Raw genomic sequence first — 17,184 nt, 5'->3', positions numbered from 1 at the left:
GCCCATACGGAATATTATCTGTAACAATCCATTTCCTGTTGCTGTTATTTATAATCACTTCAGTTCCTGACTTTAAATCAGTGAGTGCTACTGCTACATTGTCCTCCGCATTTAAAATAAGAGCGTTTGTTTTTTTTGATCATACTATCTCCCTCTTTTTAGAATGGCGTACCCGAGTGGGAAATTGAAAATTCACCCAGATCTAAATTTTCTATGCTTGATTTTTGCCCGGAACAAACATTAATTATAGTTTCTGTAATATCTTCCATTTGTGTTTCAACATTTTTTGAAGAAATTTTGTAATCTATCAATTCATCATACATACCTCCTTCACTTGACGGAGCAATCATAATACTTGGCATAGCTACCGAACCCGTAAATATACCTCGACTGCTGATGACTAGTGCTGCTCCACACCCTGCAGATGCCATTCCAGATAGTGCCTCCATATATTGTCTGGCACATGCAATAAATGTAAGCCGTTCTCTTTTGGGTAATCACCATAGCTTAATACACTATTTATAGGTTTAGTACCAGTAAGCTCTGCTTCTTTTGCTGCTGCTTCGCCTCCTCTTTTGTCCATTGATTAATACTTTCCCCTTCATTTTTTATTTTTTTCCATCGTTCTCTTTTCATGCCTTCTGAAACACCATGAAGGTTTTTTTTATCTTCAGTGTTTTTAGCTCTTTCTGCTAATCTTTTCCTGCAGGTTCAAGGGTTTTGGAGAATCCATAAGTGATTGTGACATCAGCATCAATTAATTTATCGATTAATTTCCCGATTAAAGACCGGAATTGATTTAAATCTTTCTTATCCAAGTCAATACATAATACACCCAAATTCAAAGCAGAAAGCGGCATCGTTTCCCTGCTTTGGAAGGAAGCTTGTTCTGCCCATTTTTCTACGGTATCTATCCCTTGGTTAATTGTGTTTTCCCCTCCAGCCAATCCTTGAATAGTTATACCTTTGAGCGGCTTTGTTTTAGGAAGAGAAGTCATCATTCCTGATACTTGATTCGTTTCACAACCTAAACCTACCAGTAGGAGGAATACAAATTTGGATTTTTTGTCACTCCCATTAATACGTTTTTTGTTAATTGAAAATCATCCCCTATTTGGGCACAGCCATTTCCGTGAATGAAAGGAACAGCGGAAGGTATTTTTTCCGCTATATCTCTGACTACTGTACTAGAGCATATTACTGAAGAAACTACTCCTATATAATTTCTAGTGCCAACCGATCCATCTTCTCTTGGAAATCCTTTAAATGTATAAGACAATTTTTGTTTCCTCCTTTTTTAAAGTACTTCTGGTGATCAACTGCCTGCCAGGACTGATGGGAGCAGCAAGGACAATAATGGAATATATGCTATTAAAAGAATTGCTAATACCAGTATTATCCATAATGGCCATATTTCTTTAATAAAGTGTTCAACTTTTACTTTTGTTATGGCACAAACTGTAAACATAATAGTGCCAATTGGGGGAGTTATCGTTCCAACACTCATACAAAGAATAAAGAAAATACCGAAATGGACCGGATCTATATTGTAGACGCTGAGCATTGGAATAAAGATAGGGGTTAAAATAATTAGAAGAACGTTCCCTTCTACAAACATACCAATAGCTAATAGAAAAGCCATAACTATAAGTAAAAATAAGTATGGGTTTTCAACAAAAGAAGTTGCCCCACTAGTAAGCATTTGGGGTATTTGTTCTAGTGTTAAAATCCATCCAAATGCAGTACCGGCAGCTATAATTATCATAACCATTGCGATTATATGGATAGATTCCTTGAAAGCATTTATTAAATCTCTCCATTTCATTTCTCTATATACTATAAAGCCTAAAATAAGGGCGTATAAAACGGCGACTGCCCCAGCTTCTGTAGGGCTAAAAACGCCTATACGAATCCCCCGATTATAATAATTGGCAGACATATTGCTAATAGCGCATCTTTAGAAGCAATTATTACTTCTTTAAATGAAGCCTTTGGTATAGGTTCTGTTTCGAACCCTCTACTTTGCGATTTAAAATGAACGAACAACAATAACATAATACACAATAAGATACCCGGCACAATTCCAGCTATGAATAGATCACCTATTGATACATTACCGATATACCCATAGAGAATTAATGCAATTCCCGGTGGAATAATAGGCGTGATTAATGAACTTGAAGCCGTAATAGCTGCTGCAAATCCACGGTCATACCCCTTTTTTCCATTTCAGGCACTAAAACTTTTGACTGCATCGCCGCGTCTGCTACGTTAGAGCCTGAGAGTCCTCCCATCAGCATACTTAGTAATACATTTACTTTTCCAAGCCCGCCGGTTAAATGCCCTGTAACTACACGTGCAAATCTTATTATTCTAGAAGTAATTCCGGTATAATTCATTAAAATGCCGGCAGTAATGAAAAACACGATTCCGAGCAGAGGGAAAGATTCAACTCCGCTTATCGTCCTTTGAGTTAAAGTTTCACTAGTGAAACTATCGCTTGTTATAAAATATATAGCAGATCCCAATAACATGGCGTAAGCCACAGGACGTTTTAAGAGAGAAGTATTAAGATAACACTAACGACAATTAGTAATAACACTATTCAATCTCCTCCTCTTTTAACAGTACGGTATGATTTTTATCCATTCCTATTTTAACTAAATGCCAAAGACACAAGGTACCTCCTACTGGTGCCGCCAAATATACCCCATAAATAATTAATTCCTAATACTGGTGTGATGCTCCAGGTAGATTGAAGAGCTAATGTAAGTCCCCAAATAATAAAAACTACCAAAGTAATGAAAAACAAAAGTCCTATTCGGAGTTTCTGAGAAAGAATAAAAAACCTTACAGGCAGCTTTCTCACAAAGTAATCGACACTTATATGATCATTTGTTTTCATAACGACACTTGCACCCACAAAAGTAAGCCAGACGAAAAGTCCCAGACTTATTTCCTCTGCCCACGGTATAGGAGCATTTAGTATAAATCGAAAAAATACATTAGCACTAACTACAATGATGATTCCCGTAAGCGCAAAGATACTTATGATCTCATCTAGTTTATCTACAGCAGTTATTATTTTTATTTTTCATCTTTATCTCCTGCTTTCTCTATTAAACTAGCGATTATCCAGGATGTTTTGAAATTTCTTCATGCAAACCTTCGCTCCAGCCTGGCATAGATTCGTAAAGTTCTTCAGCTTCTTTTTTGAATAAATCTTGATCTACTTCATTCATAATAATCCTTCTTCTTCAAACATTTTTATAGTTTCCTTTTCAGCTTCTTTTGTTTTTTTCTTGTCCATAGTTACCCGCCTCTTCTGCAGTTTCCATAAAAATGGCCCTTAAATCTTCTGGCATTTCTTCTATTAAACCTTCTCCAGTCACCCAAGGATTTATAAACAGTCATATGTCCTGTTAGATTTAAATAATTAGTTACTTCATGTGTTCTCGATCCAGCCAGTACTGGAAGAGGATTTTCCGCACCATCAATCACTCCTTGTTGAAGAGAAGCATAAAGATCGCCTAAAGGAAGTGGTGTCGGTGATGCTCCTAATGTTGAAAATGAACGAATAAATAAGTTATTGTCAGGAACTCTTATTCTCATTCCAGCTAAATCATCCGGAGTATTTACAGGAGTTTGGGTCATCAGGTGTCTGTCTCCGTATAGAGTATTCGTGTGGCTACAATTTCTAAACCTACCTCATCTTTTAAGTCCTGTTCCAAACCTCCAAACCAGTCCGTTTGAGTGAGATAAAAAAGATCTTCTTCACTATCTGCAATATAAGGCGCGTTCATTATTCCAAAATCCGGAACATAGTCCATTAGAAAATCATAAGCAGTGAAAACTACAACGTTTTTCCATTAATAGCCAGCTCGATCATGTCTCCTTCATCTCCAAGCTGGGAGCTTGGATATAAATTCAACTGCAATTGTCCATTGCTTTTCTCTTCTGCTAATTCTTTCCATTTTGAGCCTGCAGGCCAATTGGTTCGTCAGGTTGGTTTCCATAAGCTATATTTACAACATATTCTCCTTATCAGCAGTAGTTTCTGCAGATACTTCACATCCCGCTATAAAAATAAACAAGCGGTACTGCAAATTAAAAAATATTTTTTCATGATATCCCTCCTACATTCATTAGATGACTATTGCACAAGTGAATGATAGCGCTTTCTTAAATGTGTTAAGATAAGAATAGCATGAAATATAAGGTATAAATATTGCGTATGTTAGTTGATTTATAACTTATTTTGCTCTAAGGAAGGAGGTTGCTATAAATGAAAGTAGTTCAAAAAGAACCGAAGTACGCCGATATGCCTTTATCTTTATTGTACCGAGAAAAAAAGGAAGTCAGGAAGAACTTCCAGACCACCTTCATGATTGGTATGAATTCATTTATATTCATGAAGGCAATGCCAGGTTTTTTATAGACCAAAACTTTTACAACATTGGTCCGGGAGATTTAATTTTAGTACCCCCCAATACAATTCACCGTATGATATTAGAAGCCAATAATAAAATTGTTACTACTGCTATATTTTTTTCCAAGTATGCTTTAGGAAACGTGATGTCTGCTTCGCAATCAGTCTTTTTTTCTCTCTATGAACATTCCCGCAAGAAAAGGAATATAAATATTGTATAAATATGAACTATCTATTGAACTTAGAATCTCATCTCGAAATAATGAATAGAGAATATTTAGAAGTAAAAGAACACCACTGTACTTTTTGACTATTCACCTTCACTGGCTTCTGTTATTTGTAAAACGGCATGGATTCAGTTTAATGCGTCAACCGGCACTGAACCAAATTGGATAAGACCGCTGCTTATTTATATTGAAGAGAACATTACAAATGAATTGAGTTTACATGAAATGGCTTCTTATGTATCCATTTCGCCAACTTATTTAAGTCGTTCGTTTAAAAGTACAATAGGCTTGTCATTAAGTGATTATATAATGAATAAAAGAATTGAACTCTCGAAAAAATGTTAACCTCAACTACTGACAACATTGAAAATATTGCTGAAAAATGTGGTTATAACAGCATGCCCCACTTTTATCGTACTTTTAAAAGAAAAACCTCTATTACTCCTCATGAATACAGAAAAAATAAGCGTATATAACAAATTGAGAAAGAAGCCCTCTTCTTAAAAGGGCTTCTTTAACCACCAGTTATTTGTCTAAAGATAATGGCTGGAGTTCCGACAATATTTCTATATTGGGATTACTTTTTGCTTCATCCAATAGACCTTCTGAATATACATATCTTTTAGTTCTAAAGTGTTCTCAATACGCACAATTCTCACTTTATCAACTTCTAATGTATTACATGTTTTGATTCCTGCTTTAACTGCAAGTTCTTCATTGTCTAGAAACATCGGAATTTTTACCGTGCCCAGTACTGTACTTGTTAGTGCGTTAGCATATCCTTTGTGCCATTCTATTTGCTCAAATGCTTTTTTTGTCGTAACATCGGCTAATCCTAAACCATTTGCATTTCCATGTGTTTTATCAGTTAGCCTTAAAACCACTACTTTAGAAGCATCAGCCCCTCCTTGAGCGTAAGGCGTAGCAAATCTCCCGGTAATATTTGGATCCATTCATCCCCGGAAATATCTTTTCCGACTTCATCCACAATTAGCACATCAATAGGGTTAAGCATGATTCCAGGCATAAACGATTTTGCTTCTTCCAGCAGTAAAGGTTCTTCTGCATATAAACTTTCTGCCGCTACGGCCACAATTTTAGCCGGCCTATCGTACGCATTTTCCAGTGTACCTAATCCTAATAACACTGGAGCTTCTCTGCATACAATCTTTGCCATTTCCGGAACATGTTCGGCCATATGTGTTAAAACCATAAAGGTGGGCTGCTTCAGCTCCTTTTTGTTTCCCAAGACCAATTGTCACCATTTTCATTAACCACTTTCCACTCTTCCACGAAAAGCCGTGTGTGGTTTAATTCTATTTATGATAATAATATGATCAGATTCAAAAGCATTTCTATCTGTATAAATGGGCAGTCCTATTGGAAGCTGTCCGACGGAAACGACATCCATACTTGAATGAATAGGTGCTTCTATATTTTCTTCACTTACTCCAAGCTCTTGCAGCACCTCTTTTTGACCTTCTCCGGTCGCTCCACCGTGACTGCCCATAGCTGGAACAACAAAAGGGACACCGCCTAATTTTTTTATCTCCCTGACTGTTTCCCTCACTAAAAATAGGTAAATCGGCTACGCCTCTGCTTCCCGCTGCTATGGCTACTTTGTCACCCGGCTTAATTTTCTTCATTGCATCTGACTCCTGCAGTACTTTTTGTACTTCTAATGCAGTGTCAGAGATCTCTTTAACATCGAAATGCTGGCGTATTTTAATCATTTTAGGAATAGAAATCGGTTCTAATAACTCTTCAATAATAGACATTTTATTATTTCCTTTCTCCTTTAATTATTTCATGTAAAAAATCAAATAAAGAAAAGGAGAAACGTCGCGTTTCTCCAGTATACTTCTTCTATTATTCAGCTTCTTCTTCAATTCGTTGTATTAAATCTTCTGCCCACTCGTATTCTTCATAAAACTGATCATACATAGGCTCGGCAGCATCGCTCATTTCTTCTCTAAACTCATCTGTTGGAGTTGTAAAGTTTACTCCTTCCTCTTCCAAAAAGGCTTTATCTTCTTCGTAGCTGTCTTCCATTAATTGAAATTCATATTCAGCTGATTCGATAGCTGCCTCTTCCACCTGCTGCTGATCCTCACTCAAATCATTCCAGAAATCAGAATTAATAACATACATGTTAGGACTAAACATATGCTCTGACTCCAATACGTCAGACTGAACTTCATACCAACCGGATGCACGGACAGTAGCTACTGGATTTTCCTGTCCATCTATTACACCTTGCTCAAGACCTGTAAATATTTCGTCAATTGGAAGCGGAGATACGTTAGTTCCCAGACGCTCTGCCAGTTCAATATAGTTGGGGATATTTGGCGTCCGAAGACGAAATCCATTAAAATCCTCCATACTCTCGATAGTACGGTTTGCAGAGATCATTCTAAAACCATTTGCACTCCAGGATAGAGCTTTGACCCCGTGTGTTTCTTCTAAATCTTCAGTTAACTCTTCCCCTATTTCTCCATTTAATACAGCTTGCACATGATCATAGTCTTCGAAGAGAAATGGCCATTCTGGAACTCCCAATTTTTCAACAGAATCCTGCATGATCATACCTGGTATTCCATTTCTATTGTTCCTGATCTTACTCCTTCATAAAACTCTTCTTCTGCACCAAGTTGGCTGTCAGGATAAATTTCAACAGATAAACTACCTCCTGAATTTTCTTCCACAAGCTGCTTGAATCTTTCTTCTAATGCCACATTTTGCGGGTGATCCTGGGCAAAATAGTTTGCCACTCGAATATTATGTTCCTGTTCTTCCCCTCCAGCTTCTCCGTTATCTCCAGATTCATCATCCCCGCCTCCACATGCACTTGTGATTACTGCCGTCGTAATAAGCGTTCCCCATAACCATTTTTTCTTTAACATTTTTCTTCCCCCTTTTAAATGTAAGTTCTTTTTAATCACCATAGAAAAATTCCAATGGAATAGTAACAAGAGCCGGGAACAAAATCAGTAGTATTAAGACAATCGTATGAACAAGCAAGAACGGCCAGATTCCTTTCGTTACTTCGACTAAGCTGATTTTACCTATACCACTTACTACAAATAACACAGTACCAACCGGCGGTGTAATTAAACCGATGGATAAAGTAATTACCATAATAATTCCGAAAAAGACTGGATCAATTCCCACTAGCTCTACTACAGGAAGAAGCACCGGAGTAAAGATAAGTACAGCAGGTGTGAGATCCATTACAAATCCTACTAGTAGAAGTAATCCCACAATAATCAATAATAAGTATGTCGGATTATCTGTGATACCAGTGATAAAGAGTGCTACTTCTGTCGGAACCTGTGCTACTGTAATAACCCAGGAAGTGACAAGCGCGCAAGCCGCAAGAAACATTACAATACCTGTTGTCTTTGCAGAACTGACTATTATATTGGGGACATCTTTAAGCGACAATTCCCCTCGGTAAACGGTAAAACTTAGTACAAATGCGTAAACCCCTACTACAACCGCAGCTTCAGTTGGAGTGAATATTCCCCCTCTTAATCCAACAATAATTATCACAGGTAACAAAAGAGCCCAGATGGCTTGAAAAAAAGCTTTAAATCTTTCTTTACCTGTAGCTTTTTCCATTACCTCGTAACTGCCTTTTCGTGATACAAAATACCACGCTATCATCAAGCCTATTCCCATAAGCAGACCAGGCACTATACCAGCCATAAATAATTGGGTAATCGAAACACCACCAATAACACCAAACATAATCAAAGGAATACTTGGTGGAATAACCGTAGCAATAATACCAGATGAACCCACTAGTCCAGAGGCTTGTCTTACATCATATCCTCTGGCAGCCATCATAGGAATAAGTATAGCTCCAAGTGCGGCTGCATCTGCCACTGCCGAGCCTGAAAGACCTGCAAACATACATCCAGCAAGAATAGTTACATATCCAAGCCCCCTCTTATATGTCCTACTAATGTAGAAGCAAAATGAACCACTCTTTTCGAAATTCCTCCAGCATTCATTATTTCTCCTGCTAAAATAAAGAAAGGAATGGCCATTAAAGGAAAGTTGTTCGCCCCATTCACCAAATTTTGCGCAATAATTTGAGTATCGAATATTCCCAGCACCATTGTCATTGCTATGCCGCTTAACAGCAATGAAAAAGCGACGGGAACACCAAGGAAAAGGAAAAAGAATAGCACACCTAAAAATATCCAAATCATATGTTTTCTTCGCCTCCTTTTATTGGCTTAGCCCAAGGAGGGTCACTTTTATTGAAAAAGACAAATTCTATTGTTTGGATCACTGCCAATGCAGCCATAGTAAAAGCAGATATTAATCCTGCTAAATATAAAAAAGATAGAGGCACGCCCGTAGCAGGTCCATAACTATTCGAAGCGCTTTCAAACATTTGAAGTCCACCATCTATAAAAAGCGCTAAAACCGTAATAACAATAAGATTATTAATTGTATATAACACTTTCTGCAGCTTTCTTGGCAAAGCTCCAATAAGTACATCAACCGCCAAATGAGCCTTTTCTTTATAAGCTACAATAGCTCCTAGAAAGACAATCCAAACGAATAAATACCTGCTCATTTCTTCGGACCAGGTAATTCCTGAACTAAAACCGTAGCGTAGTACAACATTGAAAAAAACAAGAAAAACCATTGTTAAGAAAAAAACAGTAATAGTCCAATGAAGTATTCCGTTAAGTATTTTTATTACTATTTTCATTCTTCCCCCTCTTTCTATAAATGGTTTTTATTTTATCTCTTTTTTACTTAGCATCTGCTGCTACTTTTTGAGTGAGACAGGTTGAAGCCCTGCTTGTTTCAATATTTCTTTTATTTGCACTCTCTGCTGCTCCGTGACAGCAGAGCCAGGCGGGAAAACATCTGGCTGTATCTGTTTACCCAGCATGATCATGGTTTCCTTTACTATATTGATGAATGGAGTATCTAATTTATATAAAAGTGGTATATACGCTAAACGACGATGCAGTATGATTGCTTCTTCAAATTTCTTATCTTGATATGCTTTATAAATGCCTACCTGTAGTTCTGGTGCAAAGTTAACACCAACAGAGATAGCCCCGTCCCCTCCTAGAGTCAAAGTATTTAATAAATGATCATCGTAACCCGAAAAAACTTTAAATTCAGGTCTCACAGCTTTCGTTTTGATTATCATCTCTCGAATGTGTCCAGCTTCATCCACTGTTTCTTTTACTCCTATAATTGATGGGATTTTTTCAGCAAGTCGAGCTACAAAGTCCGGGTTAAGATCCTGACCTGTCGTTCCAGGAAAAATTATATAAAATGATAGGCAGGTTCGTTTCTTTTGACAGAGTTTCAAAATAGGCAAACAAATGGGTTTCTTCTACGTAAGAATAATAAGGATTAATAATAACTAATCCATCTGCCCCAGACTCTTCAGCATGAACAGATAATTCTTTTGTCTCCTCAAGTCCCGCTGTCCCTGTCCCTATTAAGACCGGCACTCGGCCACCGACCACTTTAACAGCGAGTTCTGTAACTTCCTTTCTTGTCTTCATACTCATATGAGCGAATTCTCCTCCGGTACCCATGAAAAACAAACCATTAACTCCACTGCTGATAAGATCATTTATATGTTCAGTCATTCCTTTCTTATCAATTGAATGGTCTTTATTTATAAGAGTTACCACAGGAGGAATAATACCTTTCAAATCATGACCTGACATGCTCTCACCAACCTTTTATTATTTTATAAATACTGTTTCTTTCTCTTTCACTTTCTCATTAACAAGATATTGCGGAAATGAACCACTTAGTACATCTGCAACATTTTGAGCAGTTTTTCTTTTTAATTCGTCTTGAGACTCTTCCGAATACCAGGAAACATGAGGATTAATGATCACCTGCTCCAACTCAAGCAGCGGATTTTCAGTTGATATAGGTTCCGTCTCCACTACATCAAGTCCCGCTCCTGCTATTTCTTCATTTTGGAGCGCTGCAATTAAAGCCTTCTCATCAATGACTGGACCTCTAGCAGTATTTATAATAAACGCTTCTTTTTTCATCAATTTAAATTCTTTTTCACTGATCATCCCTCTGGTATTTTCCACTAACGGAGCATGGACAGAAATAAAATCAGAACGCCTGCACAGTTCTTCCAGTTCTACAATTTCAGTCTCATATTTTTCAGCAATTTCATTTGATACGAAAGGATCTGCTGCTATAACTTTAAGACCGAACGCTTGAGCCTTTCTTGCCAGAGTCTGTGGAATTTTCCCAAAGCCAACAAGTCCAAGTGTTCTGCCACGCAGTCGAAAAATAGGAACTGCTATTTTGTAGTCCCAATTTTTTGCTTTCACTGCTTTATTAAGTTGCGGTACTTTTCTGGCACAAGCCAATAGTAATGAGAAAGCATGATCAGAAACCTCATCCATGCAATAGTCCGTCACATTAGCTACAATAATTCCTTTTTCTGTAGCAGCTTCTAAATCGATTGTATTAACACCAACTCCATACCTTGAAATAACTTTACAATTCTCAAGATTTTCTATCACTTTTCTAGTTATAGGGGCATATTGATTAAGAATACCATCGGCATCTCTACACGCTTCAATTACTTCGTCTTCCGTGGTACATTGCGCTTTTATAAATGCTACATCTGCCAGCTCCAATACTTTTTCTTCTGGAGCTAATGTCGAAAATTCATAATCTGTAATCACTACTTTATACTTCATTACATTCCTCCTAGTTTTGTATTATAAAACAGAGTTTTCGTAAATAAGTAAAAAATTTTTTGTTTTATATTATAAAACTCTATTTTATTAAATTGACAAGAAGATGAATTACTTATACGATTAAATTGTATTCTATATGAAAGCGCTTAATAATACAATCTGTTTTTTGAATTTTATAAAATTGGAGGGATAACATTGTCACAAATTAATATATTAATGAAAAACTCAAGCAAAGAAGTGTTCAAAATCGAAACAAAGGCTAAAGGACCAGAGGGCTCACTGCCTTTGAGTGAAAACATGCTGCTGAATTCGCCCAGCGGTGATTTATTCGGGCTGTCCCAGAATGTTGGAATGGGATGGGAACCCGGTAAATTGAATGGAAAACAGATACTTCTATTAAGCACTCAAGGCGGTATGCGGGGAGAAAACGGTGAACCTATTGCGCTAGGTTATCATACGGGACATTGGGAAGTAAGTTTGTTGATGAAAGAAGCTGCTGAAGAAATAAGTCATTATGGAGGTATTCCTTTTGCAGCTTATGTCAGTGATCCGTGTGATGGCAGATCTCAAGGGACTACCGGTATGTTTGATTCCTTTCCTTATAGAAACGATGCCGCTCTGGTTTATCGAAGACTAATCCGTTCTCTACCTACAAGAAAAGCAGTAATTGGTATTGGGACCTGTGATAAAGGACTACCGGCTATTCTTATAGCTTTAGCTTCCATGCACGACCTGCCCACTGTAGCGATTCCCGGAGGGGTTACACTGCCACCGGAACGAGGTGAGGACGCAGGTAAGATTCAATCTATAGGTGCCCGTTTTGCTCAGGAAGAAATCACTTTACAAGAAGCTGCTGACCTTGGGTGCAGAGCTTGTGCAACACCTGGAGGAGGATGTCAGTTTCTGGGTACTGCCGCTACTGCCCAAGTTGTTGGAGAAGCAATGGGATTATCTGTACCTCATTCAGCTCTTGCTCCATCTGGCCAACCTATTTGGAAAGAAATGGCGCGTCAATCTGCAAAAGCAGCGATGGCTTTAGAAGAAAAGAAAATAACGACAAAAGATATACTTACAAATGCTTCCATCCGAAATGCGATGATTGTGCACGCAGCATTTGGAGGATCCACTAACTTACTTCTTCATATACCAGCTATTGCTTATGCAGCGGGATTAGATGTTCCTACTGTAGAAGATTGGAATGAGGTAAATAAAAAAGTTCCTCGAATTGTCAGTGTACTACCTAACGGCCCAGAGCATCACCCTACTGTTCGGGCTTTTCTAGCAGGCGGGGTACCTGAAGCGATGCTTCGTCTGCGTCCATTAAACATTCTTGATGAATCTGTTCTTACGGTTACTGGTGAAACACTAAAAGATGTATTAGATTGGTGGGAACAGTCTGAACGACGGATAGAGATGAAAAAACGCTTATGGGAAGAAGACAACATTGATGGCGATGACGTTATCATGACTCTGGAGAGAGCAGCCGAAAGAGGATTGACTTCTACCGTTACTTTCCCGATTGGAAATATTGCTCCTGAAGGGGCTGTAATGAAATCAACATCAATTGACCCAAGCAGGCTTGATGATAACGGCATCTATCATCACCGGGGAGCAGTTAAAGTATTTACGACGGAAAAAGATGCAATAAAAGCTATAAAGAATGGGGATATTAATAAAGGTGATTTAATGGCCGTTATTGGTAGAGGGCCATTGGGAACTGGAATGGAAGAAACGTATCAATTAACCTCTGCACTAAAACATTTATCTTACGGAAAGTATATAACCTTATTAACGGATGCACGCTTTTCCGGGGTTTCCACCGGTGCCTGCATTGGTCATGTTGGACCTGAAGGTTTAGCTGGAGGCCCTATTGGCAAGCTTCGCGATGGTGATATTTTAGACGTTCGTATTGATACGAGAAATCTGGAGGGCCACCTTCATTTTGTTGGAACAACAAACGAGGAATTGTCTTTCGTTGAAGGCTCTGCTGTATTAAACAACAGAGATCCCCATCCAACTATGGCTCCTGATCCATCACTTCCGGATGATACAAAGCTTTGGGCAGCTTTACAAGGCGTTAGTGGCGGAACTTGGAGAGGCAGCGTATACGATACAGATCGCATTATTGAAGTATTGAAAGCGGGACAGAAAGCTTTAGAACCAAATAATATATAGTCAAAAGCAGAGGCTTAGTAAAACAGCCTCTGCTTTTTTGATTTTAATATCTATTCAATCTTGAATGTTCTCTCTTTCTTTCTCTTTAATACATTCTTTAACAAGATCTGTAAAGTGCAAAGCGATTAAGTAATCTTTTCTTCCTCTAACTATTGAAATCACTGTAAACAATACAATTAGTGCCACCATTAAATACGAAGGGGAAAACACAAAGGTCATGAAAGAAAATACAAAAGCCAACAAAGTAATTATTAAAGCCGGCTGCATAATTACCTTTGCCGACATACCTCTTACCTTTGCCTGTTTTAAAGTAATAATATCCAATTGCTTTAATTTATTTTTTAAATGTTGGAACTCTTCAACATCTTTTACTTTTTCTAAGCGCCGATTGTAAAATTAAGCTAGACAATGAAAAAAAGGCACTCGTGGTACACTCCATATGAACTTCCGACCAAAGAAATCATAGGAGTGATCACGAGTGACCTACACCCATCTTAGCACGAATGAAGTCGTTCTCATAGAAGCGTATATGCACAACGAGATCCCAGTTTCCAGGATCGCCAAACACCTGGGGCGGGCCCGTCAAACGATACACAACGTGGTCTCGTATTTACGGGACGGGCATAACGTCCTCGATTATATGCAGCGGTATCAGGTCAATAAACAGCGCTGTGGCCGAAGACCCACGTTCTTATCCGACACCGATCGCACCTACGTAATCGAAAAAGTAGGAGACGGGTGGACCCCGGACGTCATCGCTGGACGACAAGAACACCCGCTTCCCTGTTCTAGTCGCACGCTGTACCGCATGTTCGAGCGCCGGGTGTTGGACCGAAGCACTCTGCCGATGAAAGGGAAACGAAAACCGAATGGACATCAGGAGCGCCGGGGAAAACAGGCGTTTCGACGGACCCTTTCGGAAAGAGAACACGATTATCCGGCCTTTTCCCAGGAGTTTGGCCACTTAGAAGGAGATACTATTGTAGGCCGTCACCACAAAAGTGCCATTATTACACTGGTCGAGCGTCTGTCAAAAGTCATTATTACTCTTAAGCCGGCAGGCCGTACAGCTGATGATATTGAAACCACGCTGCACCAATGGTGCAGCCGCTTTCCAAAGCACCTTTTTAAATCGATCACGTTTGATTGCGGCAAAGAGTTTTCGAACTGGCGGTCGATTAGTAATAGGCATGATATCTCTATCTATTTTGCCGACCCGGGAACCCCTTCCCAGCGTGGGTTAAACGAACATTCAAACGGTCTGCTTCGAAGAAACGGACTACCTAAACAAATGGATTTTCAGCAGGTGGAGCAACCCTACATATCCGCTGTAACTTCCAAACGAAATCATATCCCAAGAAAATCGTTAAATTATCATACACCATTGGAAGTATTCATGAGGTATATGGGGACTGATATATTGTCTAACTTAATTTGACAATTTAAAAAGTAATAATTGCTTTTTATATATTTAAAAAATAGCTCATGGCGTTTGTTCCATATTATTTCATTAAAGTTATCACTTTTTTTGAATCTATAGCTTAATTGAAACTTTTTTCGAAAGTTATTTTTCAAACTATCAATTTCTTTAATTTTTTGAAGAGTTTCGCTTTGAACGAAATACAAATATAAAGGAAGGTCATAAGAATTTATTTTTTCCTCATCATTTAAGGAATTTAATACTTGGATATCTTTTGAATATGAATATAGAATTTCCATATTTTTTAAATGAACGTCAGCCTCTTGTTTTGGATAGGTAATTAACGAATACCTTTTTGAATGATACAAATTGCTTAAGTAAAAATATAAAACAAATGCAAGTACCAAGAAAGCATACTCTGTTGAATATATGAGAATTCTTTCAGACTGTTCAGCATTTTCTATTAAACTTCGATTAATTACTATAGAAAAGAAAATAAATGAAATATAGTTAACCCCAACAAATATCTTTACTAAATTATAACTGATGTATTTTTGCCATTTTAATATTATTAAAAACATTCCTGTTAAAAGTGTCGTTAAAAAAATAATGAAATTAAACAATCCAAATATCATAATGACATCGTTAATTTCTTTCATCTGATAAGACAGCATTATTAATGCAATCATAATAACAAAGGCAGTACAAAGAATTATAATTGTTCTATTTTTGATTCTTTCGTAATTCGTACTTAAAATCATATCAAGTCGATTAGCTTGATATGCTTTAAACATTGCTACTATAGATGATATGACTAAAGCTAAAGCTGGAGGTGCAACTTTTAAAATGTTTATTACCCAAGTCCACTCATTGTCCATTGCCTACTACTCCTTATACTAATATAAATCATTTCAAAAAATACTCCCTCACATCTCCCCAGCTGTCCACCCGCTCGTATCCGGTTACGTGTATATTATGCGGGGAGGTAAACAGCAGCCCGGTGCCTTCGAAGCGCTTGAAGTGGCGGGCGTTGTCGTCAATCAGGTAATCCGCGTTAATGATTCCTTTGTCACCACAGAACACGAAGTTCAAATCGTTTAAAAACGAGAAGTGTTCCTTCAGCCATTCATACTTCGCATTAAAGGATGTCGGAAATTCCATTGCCGCCGTTGTAATAAAGATCTCGTGATCCTCGTGCAGTTCCTGAATCACATCCTGGGCGCCTTCCATCACCTCAAGATCGCGGAAGAAGCCGGGATCGCTCAAGTAGCCGCGCAGCTCCTCTACGGCATGAGGACGGACTTCCCGCAGCTTCCGGCCGTGCAGGTCCTCCACCGTCAGCGCCTCGCCGAAGTTTTCATTGTACAGCTGTAAATGCTTCGGGATAAGGTCAGCCATCACTTCATCCATATCAATCGCAATTCGTTTCATCTATTTCTCCTCCTGAATCTATGTACGTTTCTTTCATTCTATCGTGCATCGAAAGAAAGCTAAAGCCCTATCTAAAAAAGCAGCCGTTGTGGCTGCTCTTCTATGCATTCTATTATCCAAACAAACGCCATTTCGGCTTTTTCATGTAATCGAGCTTATCCGGCAGATCGACCTCTACATGGTCATCGGCCAGCACGCGTCTGTGGTTATCCCGCAGCGAAGAAGCTGTTTCTTTTCCGATCTTGCTTTCGACTTTCGCGTAGGCCGCTTCGAGCTCTTCTTCCCGGCCCGAGGGAGAATGGATAAAATGGGCTAAATTCCCACGGATCATATTCATTGCAATCATCTGGGTTTTGCTGCGGTTGCGTCCGACAATGGACGCCGCACTCACCATGCCGAGACATCCTTTTCGGACGAGCCGGTAAAACGGAACTTCATGGGTCAGCAGCACGTCTGCCTGCTCCGGATACAATATCACCGGATAGTAGCCGGCAAGCTCTAAATCATACAGCACCCGTTCCATAGCGGAAATCATTTCTGTCGTGGAAATATCGATATACGCGTACCGGCTGTCGTTCACATACACGGTATAGTCCTCGAACGACACGTGGTATACGTCCGAACCAATACCGGCATGAAAAGCAGCTTCCGTGGATAAAGGCTTTTCGAGCGTATCATTCAACCGCTTCTGCCTCTGCGTTAAGGCAGCCTGTTTGTTGGAAGATTCAGAGCCTATCATATTGCATCCATCCTTTTCTGTTAGAATTAACGAAGGAGAGA

The 17,184-nt window shown here is 38.7% G+C and carries 24 protein-coding genes and 3 pseudogenes; 6 read left to right on the top strand and 21 right to left on the bottom strand.

Annotated elements, in window-relative coordinates:
* Window positions 1-158: 158 nt before the first annotated feature.
* The 9 genes and pseudogenes from MMY81_RS19630 to MMY81_RS19600 form a co-directional block, all read right to left on the bottom strand.
* A complete protein-coding gene (locus MMY81_RS19630; protein WP_252314175.1) occupies window positions 159-431 on the bottom strand; it encodes a UxaA family hydrolase in 273 nt (90 codons plus the stop codon).
* The gene (locus tag MMY81_RS19625; protein WP_252314174.1) at window positions 401-583 is read right to left on the bottom strand and encodes a hypothetical protein; all 183 of its coding nucleotides are present in this window, start codon (window positions 581-583) and stop codon (window positions 401-403) included. The genes MMY81_RS19630 and MMY81_RS19625 overlap by 31 nt, the downstream gene beginning before the upstream one ends.
* A gap of 109 nt (window positions 584-692) precedes the next feature.
* Entirely contained in the window at window positions 693-1,001 is a 309-nt protein-coding gene (locus MMY81_RS36340) for a hypothetical protein (RefSeq protein WP_483882495.1), read from the bottom strand.
* A 32-nt stretch (window positions 1,002-1,033) separates the two neighbouring features.
* Window positions 1,034-1,279 carry a UxaA family hydrolase gene (locus MMY81_RS36335; RefSeq protein WP_483882494.1) on the bottom strand — a complete coding sequence of 82 codons (246 nt, stop codon included), beginning with the start codon at window positions 1,277-1,279 and terminating at the stop codon, window positions 1,034-1,036.
* Window positions 1,280-1,315: 36 nt separating this feature from the next.
* Window positions 1,316-2,534, bottom strand: a pseudogene (locus MMY81_RS19615) (TRAP transporter large permease).
* Window positions 2,535-2,656: 122 nt separating this feature from the next.
* A complete protein-coding gene (locus MMY81_RS35560) occupies window positions 2,657-2,974 on the bottom strand; it encodes a TRAP transporter small permease (RefSeq protein WP_374562407.1) in 318 nt (105 codons plus the stop codon).
* Window positions 2,975-3,312: 338 nt separating this feature from the next.
* Window positions 3,313-3,654: a TRAP transporter substrate-binding protein DctP gene (gene dctP, locus MMY81_RS19610; protein WP_252314173.1), complete on the bottom strand. Its 342-nt coding sequence runs from the start codon at window positions 3,652-3,654 to the stop codon at window positions 3,313-3,315.
* A complete protein-coding gene (locus MMY81_RS19605) occupies window positions 3,654-3,803 on the bottom strand; it encodes a hypothetical protein (RefSeq protein WP_252314172.1) in 150 nt (49 codons plus the stop codon). Before MMY81_RS19605 ends, dctP begins: the two co-directional genes overlap by 1 nt.
* A gap of 50 nt (window positions 3,804-3,853) precedes the next feature.
* Window positions 3,854-3,931, bottom strand: a complete 78-nt coding sequence (locus MMY81_RS19600) for a hypothetical protein (protein WP_252314201.1) — start codon at window positions 3,929-3,931, stop codon at window positions 3,854-3,856.
* Between the two features lie 354 nt (window positions 3,932-4,285).
* On the opposite strand from MMY81_RS19600, the gene MMY81_RS19595 reads away from it, so the two are divergent.
* The 4 genes from MMY81_RS19595 to MMY81_RS35545 all read left to right on the top strand — a co-directional run bounded on the left by MMY81_RS19595 (window position 4,286) and on the right by MMY81_RS35545 (window position 5,132).
* Window positions 4,286-4,438 (top strand): hypothetical protein, encoded by a 153-nt coding sequence (locus MMY81_RS19595; protein ID WP_252314171.1) that lies wholly within the window; start codon window positions 4,286-4,288, stop codon window positions 4,436-4,438.
* Window positions 4,402-4,650 carry an AraC family ligand binding domain-containing protein gene (locus MMY81_RS35555; protein ID WP_374562404.1) on the top strand — a complete coding sequence of 83 codons (249 nt, stop codon included), beginning with the start codon at window positions 4,402-4,404 and terminating at the stop codon, window positions 4,648-4,650. Before MMY81_RS19595 ends, MMY81_RS35555 begins: the two co-directional genes overlap by 37 nt.
* Window positions 4,651-4,752: 102 nt before the next feature.
* Entirely contained in the window at window positions 4,753-5,001 is a 249-nt protein-coding gene (locus MMY81_RS35550) for a helix-turn-helix domain-containing protein (protein WP_374562402.1), read from the top strand.
* A complete protein-coding gene (locus MMY81_RS35545) occupies window positions 4,995-5,132 on the top strand; it encodes a helix-turn-helix domain-containing protein (RefSeq protein ID WP_374562387.1) in 138 nt (45 codons plus the stop codon). Before MMY81_RS35550 ends, MMY81_RS35545 begins: the two co-directional genes overlap by 7 nt.
* Before the next feature lie 49 nt (window positions 5,133-5,181).
* On the opposite strand, the pseudogene MMY81_RS19590 reads toward MMY81_RS35545, so the two are convergent.
* From MMY81_RS19590 to MMY81_RS19555, 8 genes and pseudogenes are all read right to left on the bottom strand, one after another.
* Window positions 5,182-6,434, bottom strand: a pseudogene (locus MMY81_RS19590) (nickel pincer cofactor-dependent isomerase, group 22).
* 91 nt (window positions 6,435-6,525) lie between these two features.
* Window positions 6,526-7,236, bottom strand: a complete 711-nt coding sequence (locus MMY81_RS19585) for a TRAP transporter substrate-binding protein (protein ID WP_252314170.1) — start codon at window positions 7,234-7,236, stop codon at window positions 6,526-6,528.
* Window positions 7,237-7,238: 2 nt separating this feature from the next.
* On the bottom strand, window positions 7,239-7,559 hold the full coding sequence (locus MMY81_RS19580) for a type 2 periplasmic-binding domain-containing protein (RefSeq protein ID WP_252314169.1): 321 nt from the start codon (window positions 7,557-7,559) through the stop codon (window positions 7,239-7,241).
* Between the two features lie 31 nt (window positions 7,560-7,590).
* Window positions 7,591-8,873: pseudogene (locus tag MMY81_RS19575) on the bottom strand (TRAP transporter large permease).
* A complete protein-coding gene (locus MMY81_RS19570) occupies window positions 8,870-9,385 on the bottom strand; it encodes a TRAP transporter small permease (protein WP_252314168.1) in 516 nt (171 codons plus the stop codon). The pseudogene MMY81_RS19575 and the gene MMY81_RS19570 overlap by 4 nt, the downstream one beginning before the upstream one ends.
* A 60-nt stretch (window positions 9,386-9,445) precedes the next feature.
* Window positions 9,446-10,003, bottom strand: a complete 558-nt coding sequence (locus MMY81_RS19565; protein ID WP_252314200.1) for a dihydrodipicolinate synthase family protein — start codon at window positions 10,001-10,003, stop codon at window positions 9,446-9,448.
* Window positions 9,927-10,370, bottom strand: a complete 444-nt coding sequence (locus tag MMY81_RS19560; RefSeq protein WP_252314167.1) for a dihydrodipicolinate synthase family protein — start codon at window positions 10,368-10,370, stop codon at window positions 9,927-9,929. Before MMY81_RS19560 ends, MMY81_RS19565 begins: the two co-directional genes overlap by 77 nt.
* A gap of 18 nt (window positions 10,371-10,388) precedes the next feature.
* Window positions 10,389-11,378, bottom strand: a complete 990-nt coding sequence (locus MMY81_RS19555; protein ID WP_252314166.1) for a C-terminal binding protein — start codon at window positions 11,376-11,378, stop codon at window positions 10,389-10,391.
* 216 nt (window positions 11,379-11,594) lie between these two features.
* On the opposite strand from MMY81_RS19555, the gene MMY81_RS19550 reads away from it, so the two are divergent.
* Window positions 11,595-13,553 (top strand): YjhG/YagF family D-xylonate dehydratase, encoded by a 1,959-nt coding sequence (locus MMY81_RS19550; RefSeq protein WP_252314199.1) that lies wholly within the window; start codon window positions 11,595-11,597, stop codon window positions 13,551-13,553.
* Window positions 13,554-13,607: 54 nt separating this feature from the next.
* Here the strand turns inward: MMY81_RS19550 and MMY81_RS19545 are convergent, their stop codons facing one another.
* Window positions 13,608-13,838 (bottom strand): hypothetical protein, encoded by a 231-nt coding sequence (locus MMY81_RS19545; protein ID WP_252314165.1) that lies wholly within the window; start codon window positions 13,836-13,838, stop codon window positions 13,608-13,610.
* Window positions 13,839-14,031: 193 nt separating this feature from the next.
* On the opposite strand from MMY81_RS19545, the gene MMY81_RS19540 reads away from it, so the two are divergent.
* The gene (locus tag MMY81_RS19540) at window positions 14,032-14,991 is read left to right on the top strand and encodes an IS30 family transposase (RefSeq protein ID WP_252314164.1); all 960 of its coding nucleotides are present in this window, start codon (window positions 14,032-14,034) and stop codon (window positions 14,989-14,991) included.
* Here MMY81_RS19540 and MMY81_RS19535 read toward each other — a convergent pair.
* From MMY81_RS19535 to MMY81_RS19525, 3 genes are all read right to left on the bottom strand, one after another.
* The gene (locus MMY81_RS19535; RefSeq protein ID WP_252314163.1) at window positions 14,928-15,851 is read right to left on the bottom strand and encodes a hypothetical protein; all 924 of its coding nucleotides are present in this window, start codon (window positions 15,849-15,851) and stop codon (window positions 14,928-14,930) included. The genes MMY81_RS19540 and MMY81_RS19535 overlap by 64 nt on opposite strands.
* Window positions 15,852-15,879: 28 nt before the next feature.
* On the bottom strand, window positions 15,880-16,404 hold the full coding sequence (locus MMY81_RS19530; RefSeq protein ID WP_252314162.1) for a 5' nucleotidase, NT5C type: 525 nt from the start codon (window positions 16,402-16,404) through the stop codon (window positions 15,880-15,882).
* Between the two features lie 112 nt (window positions 16,405-16,516).
* The gene (locus tag MMY81_RS19525) at window positions 16,517-17,143 is read right to left on the bottom strand and encodes a CpsB/CapC family capsule biosynthesis tyrosine phosphatase (protein ID WP_252314161.1); all 627 of its coding nucleotides are present in this window, start codon (window positions 17,141-17,143) and stop codon (window positions 16,517-16,519) included.
* Window positions 17,144-17,184: the final 41 nt, after the last annotated feature.

This window comes from Sinobaca sp. H24, from assembly GCF_023845525.1.
This window is presented reverse-complemented; position numbering and strand designations above follow the sequence as displayed.

Excerpts from the sequence above, each read along its gene's own strand:
- MMY81_RS19605 (WP_252314172.1), bottom strand. The coding sequence starts at position 3,803 with ATGAACGCGCCTTATATTGCAGATAGTGAAGAAGATCTTTTTTATCTC.
- MMY81_RS36340 (WP_483882495.1), bottom strand. The coding sequence starts at position 1,001 with ATGATGACTTCTCTTCCTAAAACAAAGCCGCTCAAAGGTATAACTATT.
- MMY81_RS19535 (WP_252314163.1), bottom strand. The coding sequence starts at position 15,851 with ATGGACAATGAGTGGACTTGGGTAATAAACATTTTAAAAGTTGCACCT.
- MMY81_RS19580 (WP_252314169.1), bottom strand. The coding sequence starts at position 7,559 with ATGTTAAAGAAAAAATGGTTATGGGGAACGCTTATTACGACGGCAGTA.
- MMY81_RS19585 (WP_252314170.1), bottom strand. The coding sequence starts at position 7,236 with ATGCAGGATTCTGTTGAAAAATTGGGAGTTCCAGAATGGCCATTTCTC.
- MMY81_RS19570 (WP_252314168.1), bottom strand. The coding sequence starts at position 9,385 with ATGAAAATAGTAATAAAAATACTTAACGGAATACTTCATTGGACTATT.
- MMY81_RS19545 (WP_252314165.1), bottom strand. The coding sequence starts at position 13,838 with ATGTCGGCAAAGGTAATTATGCAGCCGGCTTTAATAATTACTTTGTTG.
- MMY81_RS19595 (WP_252314171.1), top strand. The coding sequence starts at position 4,286 with ATGAAAGTAGTTCAAAAAGAACCGAAGTACGCCGATATGCCTTTATCT.
- MMY81_RS19625 (WP_252314174.1), bottom strand. The coding sequence starts at position 583 with ATGGACAAAAGAGGAGGCGAAGCAGCAGCAAAAGAAGCAGAGCTTACT.
- MMY81_RS19525 (WP_252314161.1), bottom strand. The coding sequence starts at position 17,143 with ATGATAGGCTCTGAATCTTCCAACAAACAGGCTGCCTTAACGCAGAGG.
- MMY81_RS19555 (WP_252314166.1), bottom strand. The coding sequence starts at position 11,378 with ATGAAGTATAAAGTAGTGATTACAGATTATGAATTTTCGACATTAGCT.
- MMY81_RS19550 (WP_252314199.1), top strand. The coding sequence starts at position 11,595 with ATGAAAAACTCAAGCAAAGAAGTGTTCAAAATCGAAACAAAGGCTAAA.
- MMY81_RS19560 (WP_252314167.1), bottom strand. The coding sequence starts at position 10,370 with ATGTCAGGTCATGATTTGAAAGGTATTATTCCTCCTGTGGTAACTCTT.
- dctP (WP_252314173.1), bottom strand. The coding sequence starts at position 3,654 with ATGACCCAAACTCCTGTAAATACTCCGGATGATTTAGCTGGAATGAGA.
- MMY81_RS35545 (WP_374562387.1), top strand. The coding sequence starts at position 4,995 with ATGTTAACCTCAACTACTGACAACATTGAAAATATTGCTGAAAAATGT.
- MMY81_RS19530 (WP_252314162.1), bottom strand. The coding sequence starts at position 16,404 with ATGAAACGAATTGCGATTGATATGGATGAAGTGATGGCTGACCTTATC.
- MMY81_RS19630 (WP_252314175.1), bottom strand. The coding sequence starts at position 431 with ATGGCATCTGCAGGGTGTGGAGCAGCACTAGTCATCAGCAGTCGAGGT.